The sequence below is a fragment of the Acidimicrobiia bacterium genome, from assembly GCA_040902765.1.
Taxonomy (GTDB): Bacteria; Actinomycetota; Acidimicrobiia; order Spongiisociales; family UBA11373; genus DATKBG01.
In genome coordinates this window covers 1-11,348 of sequence record JBBDWO010000025.1, presented here as the reverse complement: position 1 = coordinate 11,348, position 11,348 = coordinate 1, and the positions used below count along the sequence as shown (strand labels likewise).

Sequence of the window (11,348 nt, the reverse complement as noted above, 5' to 3'; positions counted from 1 at the left end):
GCCTCGAATTACACGGGTGTGAGAAGGAGCCTAGCCGCCCCCGGCTCGCCGTTCCCTGGTGGCCACCTCCGGTCCTATCGGGGCGATCGGCTACCTTCCGGCCGACAGGTCGAGGAGGAGCCAAAGTGCCGATAGCCACCCCTGAGACGTACCGAGCGATGCTGGATGCCGCCCGACGCGACCGGTTCGCTCTCCCCGCCATCAACGTCACGTCCAGCATCACCGTTCACGCCGCCCTGGCCGGGTTCGCCGAGGCGGAGTCCGACGGCATCATCCAGGTGTCGACGGGAGCGGCCGAATTCGCCTCGGGCTTGTACAACAGAGACATGGTCCTCGGCGGCGCCGCACTGGCCGAGTTCGCCCACGCCGTCGCCGACCGATATCCGATCAACGTGGCCCTCCACACCGACCACTGCCAGCCCGACAAGGTCGATGCCTTCATCCGTCCGCTCCTCGCCCTGAGCGCGCAACGGCGACAGGACGCCCAGGGTCCCCTCTTCCAGAGCCACATGCTCGACGCGTCGGAACTCCCCCTCGAGGACAACCTGGCCATGGCCTCGCAACTGTTGGAAGAGTGCGCCGCGCTCGACATCGTGCTGGAGTTGGAGATCGGCATCGTCGGAGGGGTCGAGGATGCCATGGACCGCGAGGACGTGGAGCGGGCGAAGCTGTACACCTCGCCCGCCGACATGCTACGAACCGCCGAGGTACTCGGCACCGGAGAACGCGGTCGCTATCTCCTCGCTGCGGTATTCGGCAACGTCCATGGCGTGTACAAGCCAGGCTCGGTCGAGCTCGATCCCACCATCCTGCGTGACGGTCAGGCGGCGGTCGGGGATCGCTTTGGCGCCGACGCCCGGCACTACCTCGTGTTCCACGGGGGCAGCGGCTCCTCGCTCGACGAGATCCACGAGACCCTCGACTACGGCGTGATCAAGATGAACATCGACACCGACACCCAGTACGCCTTCACCGAGCCGATCGCTCGCCACATGCTCGCCGACCCCGACGCGGTGATCAGGTCGGAGGGAAACGTCGGCGACAAGAAGGCGTACGACCCGCGCTCCTACCTCAAGAAGGCGGAGGCGTCGATGAGTGAGCGGGTGGTCCAGGCATGCCGCGACCTGCGATCCGTGGGAACCACCCTCGGGGGCGAGGCGTGACCACCGTCGGCATCATGACCGGCGGTGGTGACTGTCCCGGCCTCAACGCCGCGATCCGCGCCGTCGTCGCCCGGGTCCTGTGCGAACCGGGCGGGCGCGTCGTCGGTTTTCGCAACGGCTGGGCCGGCCTCATGGAGTCGGACTGGACGGAACTCGACCGTGATGCGGTCCGCGGGATCCTCACCCGCGGCGGCACCATCCTTGGCACCAGCCGCATGGACCCATTCCTGCACGGCGACGGTGCCGACTCGGTGAGGCGCACCTTCACCGAGACGGGCATCGACTCGCTGGTGGTGATCGGTGGCGACGGCACCCTCCGCACCGCCGGCAGACTCTGCGACGAGGGACTCGCCATCATCGGGATCCCCAAGACGATCGACAACGACATCCCGGGCACCGACCGGACCTTCGGGTTCGACACCGCGGTTCAGATCGCCACCGACGCCATCGATCGGATCACCACCACGGCCGAGGCGCACAACCGGGTGATGCTCGTCGAGGTGATGGGACGCAGCCAGGGATGGATCGCACTGTGCGCCGGCATGGCGGGCGGGGCCGATGCGATCCTGCTACCCGAATTCCCACAGCGCCTCGAGGACGTGGCGGCGAGCCTCAAGCGTCGCCACGCCCGAGGGGCCAGATACTCGCTCGTAGTGGTCGCCGAGGGCATCACGCCCCCGGAGCCGATGGACCTACCGCGGGATGCCTACGGCTTCACCCGCCTCGGCACCGTCTCCTATCAGGTGGCGCCCATCCTCGAGCACCTCACCGGCTTCGAGACCAGGGTGACCATCCTCGGACACCTCCAGCGAGGCGGTACGCCGACGGCGAGCGACCGCATCCTGGCGACAAGGCTCGGGGTGGTCGCCGCCGAGGCCGCCCTCGCCGGCGAGACGCGGGCGTTCACTGCTCTTCGAGGCGACGAGGTCGTCCTCGCTCCACTCGACGAGGCGTGCGGAGACCCGAGGCCGGTCGACCCGGAGCGCTTCGAAGCGGCGACACGGTTCTTTGGCTGACGGCGTCAGGTGGTGCGCGAATAGGCTCGCCCCGGGATCAGGTTTCGGCTTGTGGCAAGCCGAAGCCTGAGGAAGCCAGCGACCTATTCGCGCACCACCTCAGCTCTCCGATCGGTACTCCAGGCCGTGCTCGGCGAGCACCTCCCGAAGATCTTCCGGCAGCGGCGCAGAGACATCGAGCGGTTGCTGCGTTATCGGGTGCTCGAAGCGGACCCGGGCAGCGTGGAGGAACTGCCTCGGTGCCCCGGTGCCGATGCCGTACTGTCGGTCGCCGATGATCGGCAATCCTGCGGCGGTCAGGTGCACTCTGATCTGGTGGGTGCGACCGGTCTCGAGCGTCACGTCCAGGAGGGTCACTCCGTGACCGGACGCCACCGACCGATAGTGCGTCCGAGCCGACCGTCCCGACGGGTCGACCCGGCGCCTGCCCCGTCGGCGCCGGTCGGCGGCGATCGGGGCATCGATGGTTCCGGTGGGCATCGGCGGAGTCCCCTTCACCAGGGCGAGATACCTGCGCTCTACCCGTCGCTGCCGGATCATCGTCCGCAGCGGGCCGAATGCCTCGGTGGTGAGCGCCACCACGAGGGCGCCCGACGTGTCGCGGTCCAGTCGATGCACGACACCCCATCGCCCCTCGTCACCGACGCCACGCACCGACGGCCAGCGGTGCAGGATCCCGGCGACCAGGGTGGCTCCGGTCCGGCCGGCCCCCGGATGGGTGACCACGCCGGCGGGCTTCGACACCACGGCGAGGTACCGGTCCTCATGGAGGACGTCGAACGGAACCTCCTCCGGAAGAAGGGGGTCGGTGGCCTCGGGTAGGTCGAATGCGATGATGCTGCCGGTCGCCACCCGCCGGTTCACCGCGGCGACCGTCTCTCCGTCGACGGCCACCGATCCCTGCTCCACGAGGATCCGCGCCAGGGCACGACTGACGCCGCCGAGGCGGGCCACGATCAGGTCGAGGCGCTCCCGGTCCAGGTCGACGGGCACGACCGTGTTCACGAACGCCGTGCCGCCAACCACAGGGCCAGCACGGCGCCCACGGTGATCGCCGAGTCGGCCAGGTTGAACGCGGGGAAGAACGAGAAGTCGATGAAGTCGACCACCGCACCATCGAGCATTCCATCACCGCGGGCCAGCCGGTCGATGAGGTTGCCGGCGGCACCGCCGATCACCAGACCGAGCACCACGGACTCGGGCCAGCCGTCGGTCTTGCGGACCACCACCACCAGGATGCCGACGATGACGACGAAGGCGATGACGGCGAGCACCGGACCTCCACCCGAGAAGAACCCGAAGGCAGCGCCCGAGTTGGTGACGTAGCGGAGGTGGAGGAAGTCCGGGATCACCGTGACCGGCGATCCGGGGAGCGTCTCCGCAGCCCACCACTTGGTCAGCTGGTCGAGCACGATCACCGACGCAGCGACTACGAGCCCGCCCAGGCGCGGTTTCACCGGATTCGCGAGGCGCAGTCGACGCACAGTTTCGCGTGCGGTAGCGCGTCGAGCCTGGCGACCGGGATGGCCGACCCGCAGCCTTCGCAGGTGCCGTAGGAACCAGCGTCGATTCGGACGAGTGCCTCTTCCACCTGGGCGAGGAAATCCTGGTGAAGCTGCCAGATGGTCAGTTCCTTCTCCATCTCGAACGCCAGCGACCCGCCCTCGGCGGTGTTGGGATCGGGGCTGCGGTCGGACGACGTCTCGGTGAGGCGCACTTCCTCGCGCTCCTCTTCGATCTCGCGGAGCAGCGCGACGAGGCGGTCACGCTCCTCCTCCAACTTGCGGCGGAAGCGCTCCAATGTGGACTTGGCCAGATCCCGTGCCATGACAGCGGGCGAGCATACAGCACCGGAGGCACTGCGCCAGGTTCAGGGGGTGCGCGAATAGGCTCGCCCCGGGATCAGGGTTCGGCTTGCCACAAGCCGAACCCTGATCAAGCCAGCGACATATTCGCGCACCCCCTGGGATCAGCCACCCGCGGCGAGACGAGCGGCCACCTGGGTCGCCTTCGACCACGGGACCCCCTCGAGCAGGATGCGTTTGCGGCGGTGCCCATCCCCGCTCATCAGCGATCCTCGCCGGGCGCCGAATGCCCGCACCAGGAGGGACACCACGGCGGCGTTGGCCCGGCCCCGCTCGGGTGGCGCCGCCGTACGAACCCGGAGCGCACCGGCGTACGCTCCGCCGACCGCGTCGACGCTCGCACCCGCCGACACCCAGACGGTGACGACCACGCCGTCGTCGTGTCGTTCGACCATGTAGCCAATTGTGCCGCCCGAGGCGCCGCGACGCCGTTATCCTACATTCCGAAAGGCGACGACGGGGACCCCCGCTGACACGGGTCATCACCCCCGAGCCGCGGGAAGAGCGGGCACACCGCCCGGGTAGAACCCGCCGGAAGTCCCCCGTCACGGGACGCAACGAGGGGTCGCCAAGGGGCGGCAAGCCGGGTGGTACCGCGGGTCGCCGACTCGTCCCGGCAGCACCATGACGCTGCCGAGGTGAGGACATGCCGACACAGGACGACTCCCGGCCAAGGCCGTTCACCCCGCTGAGCGCCGTACCCGACCACCCCGAGATCGAGCTGGCGATGCTGGATCGGTGGGAGGCGGATCGGGTCTTCGATCGCCTGCGCGAACAGACCGCCGACGGGCCACGCTTCAGCTTCATCGACGGTCCCGTGACCGCCAACAAGTCCCTGGCCGTTCACACCGCGTGGGGCCGGACCCTCAAGGACGTGTTCCAGCGGTACAAGGCGATGGGTGGGCATCATCTGCGCTTCCAGAACGGATTCGACTGCCAGGGTCTCTGGATCGAGGTCGACGTCGAGCAGGAACTCGGCCTCAACTCGAAGCAAGAGATCGAGTCGTACGGGCTAGAAGCGTTCGCCCGCAAGTGTCGGGATAAGGTGGCGTGGTCGGTCGAGGAGCTCGTCCGCGGCTCCAAACGCCTCGGGTACTGGATGGATTGGGGTCGGGACTACCTGACCTTCTCGGACACCAACATCGAGTACATCTGGCGATTCCTGTCGATCGTCCACGAACGCGGGTGGCTCTACTCGGGCTTCCGTCCCACCGAGTGGTGTCCCCGCTGCGGGACCTCCATCTCCCAGCACGAGATCACCATGTCCGGTGTGTACCAGGAGGTCACCGACCCATCGCTATCGGTCCGGCTGCCCCTCATGGACCGCGACGGCGAGAGCCTCGTCGTGTGGACGACGACGCCGTGGACCCTCCCGGCCAACGTGGCCGCGGCCGTACACCCGGACTTCGAGTACGGACGCCGTGCCAACGGCGAGTGGGTGGCCGTGGAGCGATTCCCCGCCGACGAGTACACCGAACGCCGCCGGGGATCCGACCTGGTCGGCTGGCGCTACCGGGGACCATTCGACGACCTCGATCCGGCAGCTGGCTTGGAGCACCGGGTCATCCCGTGGAAGGAGGTGACCTTGGACCAGGGCACCGGGGTGGTCCACATCGCCCCCGGTGCCGGTGCCGAGGACTACCACCTGGGACGCGAGCACGGGCTGCCGGTGCTCGGACCGATCGATGAGTCGGGACGCTTCTACCCCGAATACGGCCCTTTCGCCGGAATGAGCACCACCGAGGCGCGCACCCCGATCACCGAAGCGCTGCGCGAGCGAGGGGTGCTCGTCGACGATGCCGAGTACGTCCACGCCTATCCCCATTGCTGGCGCTGCCACACCGCTCTGGTGTATCGCGTCGCCGACGACTGGTACATCGCGGTCGACGAGATCCGTCAGCACCTCCGCGACGCCAACACCGCCATCGAGTGGACCCCCGCCTACATGGGAAAACTCATGGACGACTGGCTGGTCAACATGGGCGACTGGAACATCTCCCGCCGCCGCTACTACGGGTTGCCCCTCCCGCTGTACCCGTGCGAGTGCGGGCATCTCACCGTGATCTCCTCGAAGGCCGAGCTCGGCGAGCGCGCCATCGAAGGGATGGACCAGCTCGAGGAGCTGCACCGACCCTGGATCGATCGGGTCCGCATCCGGTGTGCCGCCTGTGATCAGCCGGTGACCCGCATCCCGGAGGTGGGCGACGTCTGGCTCGATGCGGGGATCGTGCCCTTCGCCACGCTCGGCTGGGAGAACCCCGAGTGGGTCCCGGGAGGCTCCGGGACCGGGGCCGCCGCCGGGCTCACCACGGCCGACCTCCCCGACCACCCGTACTGGGAGAAGTGGTTCCCGGCCGACTGGGTCACCGAGATGCGCGAGCAGGTGCGGCTCTGGTTCTATTCACAGCTGTTCATGTCGGTGACGCTGGTCGGACAGGCGCCCTTCCAGCGGGTTCTCGGCTACGAGAAGATGCTCGCAGAGGACGGCCGAGAGATGCACGGCTCCTGGGGGAACATGATCGGCGCCGAGGATGCCTTCTCGCAGATGGGCGCCGACGTGATGCGCTGGATGTTTTGCGCTCACCCGCCCGACCGCAACCTCCTGTTCGGTTACGCCAGCGCGCACGAGGTCCAGCGCCGCTTGCTCACCCTGTGGAACTCGGCCCGATTCCTGGTCGACTACGGGAACATCGAGGGCTTCGTCCCGACGTTCGCCGATCTGGACGGAGGGCCGACGGGGGTGGATCTCCGCGACATCGACCACTGGCTGCTGGCCCGCGCAGCCCGCTGTGTGGACGACGCCACCACCGCGTTGGAGCGCTGGCGGGTCGATGAGCTGGTCGAGGCGTTCAAGGCCTATCTCGAGGACCTCTCCAACTGGTACATCAGGCGAACCCGGCGGCGCTTCTACGACCTCGATGAGGCAGCATTTCGCACCCTGTGGGTGGGCATCGTCACCGCCCTGCGGGTGATCAGCCCGGTGATGCCCTTCCTCACCGACCACCTGTGGAAGACTCTCGTCGCCGACGCCTGCCCCGACGCACCCGATTCGGTACATCTCGCCGGTTGGCCGCAGCCGCCGACGGCTGGCGACGACGACCTGCTGCGCTCGATGGCGGTGGCGCGCGATGTGGTCGAAGTCGGTCGTCGGGCCCGGAGCGAAGCCAGAGTGCGCCTCCGCCAGCCGCTGCGCACGGCCGCGGTGCGGGGAGCAGAGGTCGCCCGCCGTCATGCCATCGAGATCGAGGAGGAGCTGCGGGTCAAGGAGGTGGCGTTCGACGTCGACTCCCCTGTAGAGACCTCGTACAAGCCGAACTTCCCGGTCGCCGGACCCAGACTCGGTTCCCGTATCAAAGCCGTGGCCGCCGCCCTCACCTCCGGTGACTTCACCGTGGCCGAGGACGGGTCGATCTCAGCGGCAGGCGAGACACTCACCCCCGACGAGGTGATACGCGTGGAGCGCGTCACCCGGGAGGGGTGGGCAGTGGCCCACGACGGCGACATCGGTGTGGCCCTCGACCTCACACTCGACGACGAGCTACTGGCCGAGGGGGTGGCCCTCGACCTCATTCGGGTCCTCAACGACCTGCGCAAGCAACAGGGCCTCGCCCTCACCGACCGGATCCGGGTGGTACTCCCCGCCGAGCATGCCGATGCGGTTGGCCGCCACGGAGACTGGATCGCAGCCGAGGTACTCGCGGTGGATCTGGCGATCGACGAGAAGGCCGCCGAGCCCCGCCTGGAAGTAGCTACTGGTGAATAGCGATTCGCAATTCGCAAGAAGTCTGGCGAATAGCGAACCGCGAATTGCGAATCGCGCCTCAGCAGATCCGACTCGCCACCACACTGAGCAGCAGGATCACGATGAGGGGCGACAGGTCGAGCGCGACTTCTCCCAGCCGGACCGGCGGCAGCAGGCGTCGCATCGGTCCGAGGATCGGTTCGGTGATCGCCCGCAGCACCGCTCGCACTCGTGCCAATGGATGGTCGTAGGAGACCGGGATCCACTCGAGCACGATTCGGGCGAATATCACCAGAGTCAGCGCCTGCAGGATGAAGCAGAGGACGCTCAGGGGTTCTCCGGGGCCTCGTGGTAGCCGAGTTCACGCAGCCGACGGCGTTCGTCACGGCTGATGTTGACGTTCGGCGGCGTGACCAGGACCACGCCCTGGCCGATCTTGCGCATCGATCCGCCGAGGGCGTAGGTGAGGCCGCTCGAGAAGTCGACCAGTCGTCGCACCATGGCCGGCTCCACCTTGCGCAGATCGAGCACGACCGGCAGCGAGGACCTCAGATGGTCGGCGACCGCCTGGGCGTCGGAGTACGAGCGGGCGACGATGACCTCCGACTCGAGGTCGGAGTCGGACGAGAAGGTACGAACGAGAGGACGGTCATTCGGGTTCATCACCACGCCGCTGTCGTTCAACGCCTGATCGGTCATGGTGCGGCGCCGGCCCACCGACGGTGGCTCGACCCGGCGGCCTTGCACCCCGCGCGGGGCTTGGGGCTCCTGCCGAGCGACGGCGGGACGCTCGCCGGTGGTGTAGGCGTCGGAAATCGGCATCTCGCGTGACACCCGACTCCCGTCTGACGGGCGCGCCTCGGATCTGCGCACGGGTGCCGGACGCCGGCCGGCGGCGTGACGTGGCGCGTTCGGCTGATCGGGGCGCCCCTCGACCCGTCCCCGGGCTGGCGACCGTTCGTAATCCTCGTCTGCTGCGGCGTCTTCGTCGACCAGCCCCAGGTAGAAGAGTGTCTTGTTCCAAATGCCCATGGTATGTCCCGCTCAGTCGTCGTGCCGGGAGGGGCCAAAGATAGCCCGTCCCACCCGCAATATCGTTGCACCCTCCTCGACGGCGACCTCGTAGTCCCCGGACATTCCCATCGAGAGCTCCCCGACCGAAGCGTGACGGGCCCTGAGGTCGTCCCGCAGTCGTCGTAGCGCGGCGAAGTGCGAACGGCTCGCCTCCGGATCCGCGCTCAGCGGTGCCATGGTCATCAGGCCGCGCACGTCGAGTCCCAGATCGAGGGCGGTTCTCACGAAGGAGGCCGCCTGCGCCGGCTCCACACCCGCCTTGCGGGCCTCGCCCGACACGTTCACCTGCACCAGCACCGGAGGTGGCGTACCCGAGCCCTTGAGCCACTGCTCGACCAGGGATCGGCGATCGAGAGAGTGCAACAGCGTGACCAATGGGCGGATCCGACGAACCTTGTTGGTCTGGAGCCGACCGATGAAATGCCACCGGATCTCGCCCGGAAGGCTCCCCGCTCGATCGGCCAGGGCGTCGGCGCGGTTCTCCCCGAAGTCGGAGATGCCCGCCGAGTGGGCCGCCACGACCTCGGCATCCGATGCCTCCTTGCTCACCGCAACCAGGGTGACGGACCCGGGGTCCCGCGCCGCCCTGACAGCGGCGGCCGCCACGGCGGCCCGCACCGCGGTCAGTCCGGAAGCCATGCGATCGACACCTGTCTAAGCGGCGTGCGGTCGCGACGATGCGAGTGGAATCGCTCGTCGTGGTGGGTGCACGCCCCCAGGTCGAGCACCTCGACTCCGTCCAGTTGGGCGCGAACGGCGCCGACGAGGTCGACGCTCACCGTACCCCAAGTGGTGGTGGCGGTGCGGTCGGGAAAACGTTCGGCCACCTCGGGTCCCACCTCGAAACAGCACGGGCGGATGCCGGGTCCGATCACCGCCCTCATCACCTCGGAGCCCGCGGCCGCCATCCGGCTCCGGAGCTCGGTCACCACACCGGCCTGGACCCCCCTCCACCCCGAGTGGGCGACACCGACAGCATCTCCGGCGTCGAGAATCACCGGGAAACAGTCGGCGGTCCCGACGCTGAGCGCGACCCCGGGGCGTCGGGTGAACAGCGCGTCGGCATCGCCCTGGTCGCCCCCGATGTCCACCTCGACGACGCCGGTGCCGTGCACCTGATGCACCCACGCCCACGATCCCGGCGCGCCGACGGCGGCACTGAAGAATCGGCGTGATTTCAGATCGACCCGCCCGTCGCCGTCGGCTGCTTCGCCGAAGGCGGCTCCGAGCACCCCGGCGGGTCTCAAGCTCATCCCTTGAGAAAGTCGGGGATGCCCATGTCGTCGAGCGGCTCATCGTCGGGTGAGTCATCGGGCTCGATGGGCGGAGTCATCGCTCGTTCGCCCCGGCTCCCCGGCGCCTCCAGGCCCGGCGAGCGGAGTCGGCCACGCTCGGTGTCGACCCCGAAACCGGCGGCGATCACCGTGACCCGCATCTCGTCCCCGAGAGAGTCGTCGACGGTGGCTCCGAAGATCACGTTGGCATCTGCGGTGCAGTGCTCGGCGATGGCCGTCGCCGCCTCGTTGACCTCGTGCAGGGTCATCGAGGAGCCCCCGGCCACCGACAGGAGGACGCCGCGGGCGCCCTCGATCGAAACCTCCAGCATCGGGCTGCTGATCGCCTTGGCCGCTGCTTGCTTGGCCCGGGTCTCGCCCGAGGCGCGGCCGATCCCCATGACTGCCGTACCGGCGCCCCACATGATGGATTTCACGTCGGCAAAGTCCACGTTGATCAGACCAGGCGTCGTGATCAGATCGGTGATGCCGCCGACACCCTGGAGGAGCACGTCGTCGGCCAAACGAAAAGCATCGACCATGGGCAGCGACTCGTCGGCGTAATCGAGCAGTCGCTGGTTCGGGATCACGATGAGCGTGTCGACCTCGCTTCGGAGGGCACCGATCCCCTGCTCGGCCTGGACGGACCTGCGGCGACCCTCGAACCCGAAAGGCCGGGTGACCACGGCGACCGTCAGCGCACCGAGGCTGCGGGCGATCTCGGCGACGATGGGGGCGGCGCCGGTGCCGGTTCCGCCGCCTTCGCCGGCGGTGATGAAGATCATGTCGGCGCCGCGCAGGGCGTCCTCGATGTCGTCGCGATGGGACTCGCCGGCGGCCCGACCGACTTCCGGGTCGGCCCCGGCGCCCAGCCCGCGGGTGAGGTCGCGGCCGATGTCGATCTTGACGTCCGCATCGGACATGAGCAGCGCCTGGGCATCGGTGTTGATCGCGATGAACTCTACGCCGCGCAGGCCAGCCTGGATCATGCGGTTGACGGCGTTGACACCACCGCCACCGACGCCCACCACTTTGATGACCGCCAGATAGCTCTGGAGCCCGTCATTACTCAGCATCGGACGCTCCTCTCAGCCCCCGCCGGGCGCGAGAGCAGCCGGCGAGACGAGTCGCCAGGGTTACCGGGCAGGATAGTGACCCTCGACCAAAAGGTGAAGCGGCGCTCAACCTTCGACCTCCCCTTCAGGCTCGGGGGG

General features: G+C 68.4%; 12 protein-coding genes. 3 read left to right on the top strand and 9 right to left on the bottom strand.

Annotation, left to right across the window (positions count from 1 at the left end; all coding sequences use genetic code 11):
* The first annotated feature begins 125 nt into the window (after positions 1 to 125).
* Together fbaA and WEA29_06650 are read left to right on the top strand one after the other, a co-directional pair.
* Positions 126 to 1,163: a class II fructose-bisphosphate aldolase gene (fbaA, locus tag WEA29_06655; protein MEX2323436.1), complete on the top strand. Its 1,038-nt coding sequence runs from the start codon at positions 126 to 128 to the stop codon at positions 1,161 to 1,163.
* A gap of 14 nt (positions 1,164 to 1,177) precedes the next feature.
* Entirely contained in the window at positions 1,178 to 2,179 is a 1,002-nt protein-coding gene (locus WEA29_06650) for an ATP-dependent 6-phosphofructokinase (protein MEX2323435.1), read from the top strand.
* A 99-nt stretch (positions 2,180 to 2,278) separates the two neighbouring features.
* Here WEA29_06650 and WEA29_06645 read toward each other — a convergent pair whose 3' ends face one another.
* From WEA29_06645 to WEA29_06630, 4 genes are all read right to left on the bottom strand, one after another.
* Positions 2,279 to 3,184 (bottom strand): RluA family pseudouridine synthase, encoded by a 906-nt coding sequence (locus WEA29_06645; GenBank protein ID MEX2323434.1) that lies wholly within the window; start codon positions 3,182 to 3,184, stop codon positions 2,279 to 2,281.
* Positions 3,181 to 3,636 (bottom strand): signal peptidase II, encoded by a 456-nt coding sequence (gene lspA, locus WEA29_06640; protein MEX2323433.1) that lies wholly within the window; start codon positions 3,634 to 3,636, stop codon positions 3,181 to 3,183. Before lspA ends, WEA29_06645 begins: the two co-directional genes overlap by 4 nt.
* Positions 3,633 to 4,007 carry a TraR/DksA C4-type zinc finger protein gene (locus WEA29_06635; protein ID MEX2323432.1) on the bottom strand — a complete coding sequence of 125 codons (375 nt, stop codon included), beginning with the start codon at positions 4,005 to 4,007 and terminating at the stop codon, positions 3,633 to 3,635. The genes lspA and WEA29_06635 overlap by 4 nt, the downstream gene beginning before the upstream one ends.
* 141 nt (positions 4,008 to 4,148) lie before the next feature.
* The gene (locus WEA29_06630; GenBank protein ID MEX2323431.1) at positions 4,149 to 4,439 is read right to left on the bottom strand and encodes a DUF167 domain-containing protein; all 291 of its coding nucleotides are present in this window, start codon (positions 4,437 to 4,439) and stop codon (positions 4,149 to 4,151) included.
* 251 nt (positions 4,440 to 4,690) lie between these two features.
* Between WEA29_06630 and ileS the strand changes: the two genes are divergently transcribed.
* Positions 4,691 to 7,807, top strand: a complete 3,117-nt coding sequence (ileS, locus tag WEA29_06625) for an isoleucine--tRNA ligase (GenBank protein ID MEX2323430.1) — start codon at positions 4,691 to 4,693, stop codon at positions 7,805 to 7,807.
* Positions 7,808 to 7,865: 58 nt separating this feature from the next.
* On the opposite strand, the gene WEA29_06620 is transcribed toward ileS, so the two are convergent.
* The 5 genes from WEA29_06620 to ftsZ are packed head-to-tail and all read right to left on the bottom strand — an operon-like array spanning position 7,866 to position 11,210.
* Complete coding sequence (locus WEA29_06620) at positions 7,866 to 8,087, bottom strand: YggT family protein (GenBank protein MEX2323429.1); 222 nt, start codon at positions 8,085 to 8,087, stop codon at positions 7,866 to 7,868.
* Between the two features lie 26 nt (positions 8,088 to 8,113).
* Positions 8,114 to 8,818, bottom strand: coding sequence for a cell division protein SepF (locus WEA29_06615; protein MEX2323428.1), 705 nt, complete (start codon positions 8,816 to 8,818; stop codon positions 8,114 to 8,116).
* A gap of 12 nt (positions 8,819 to 8,830) precedes the next feature.
* Entirely contained in the window at positions 8,831 to 9,499 is a 669-nt protein-coding gene (locus WEA29_06610; GenBank protein ID MEX2323427.1) for a YggS family pyridoxal phosphate-dependent enzyme, read from the bottom strand.
* The gene (locus WEA29_06605; GenBank protein ID MEX2323426.1) at positions 9,484 to 10,113 is read right to left on the bottom strand and encodes a polyphenol oxidase family protein; all 630 of its coding nucleotides are present in this window, start codon (positions 10,111 to 10,113) and stop codon (positions 9,484 to 9,486) included. The genes WEA29_06610 and WEA29_06605 overlap by 16 nt, the downstream gene beginning before the upstream one ends.
* Positions 10,110 to 11,210: a cell division protein FtsZ gene (gene ftsZ / locus WEA29_06600; protein MEX2323425.1), complete on the bottom strand. Its 1,101-nt coding sequence runs from the start codon at positions 11,208 to 11,210 to the stop codon at positions 10,110 to 10,112. Before ftsZ ends, WEA29_06605 begins: the two co-directional genes overlap by 4 nt.
* Between the last annotated feature and the right edge of the window lie 138 nt (positions 11,211 to 11,348).

Bases quoted from the DNA above. Each gene is read 5' to 3' on its own strand.
- WEA29_06650 (MEX2323435.1), top strand. From the start codon at position 1,178: ATGACCGGCGGTGGTGACTGTCCCGGCCTCAACGCCGCGATCCGCGCC.
- WEA29_06635 (MEX2323432.1), bottom strand. From the start codon at position 4,007: ATGGCACGGGATCTGGCCAAGTCCACATTGGAGCGCTTCCGCCGCAAG.
- WEA29_06630 (MEX2323431.1), bottom strand. From the start codon at position 4,439: ATGGTCGAACGACACGACGACGGCGTGGTCGTCACCGTCTGGGTGTCG.
- ileS (MEX2323430.1), top strand. From the start codon at position 4,691: ATGCCGACACAGGACGACTCCCGGCCAAGGCCGTTCACCCCGCTGAGC.
- WEA29_06615 (MEX2323428.1), bottom strand. From the start codon at position 8,818: ATGGGCATTTGGAACAAGACACTCTTCTACCTGGGGCTGGTCGACGAA.
- WEA29_06610 (MEX2323427.1), bottom strand. From the start codon at position 9,499: ATGGCTTCCGGACTGACCGCGGTGCGGGCCGCCGTGGCGGCCGCCGCT.
- WEA29_06605 (MEX2323426.1), bottom strand. From the start codon at position 10,113: ATGAGCTTGAGACCCGCCGGGGTGCTCGGAGCCGCCTTCGGCGAAGCA.
- ftsZ (MEX2323425.1), bottom strand. From the start codon at position 11,210: ATGCTGAGTAATGACGGGCTCCAGAGCTATCTGGCGGTCATCAAAGTG.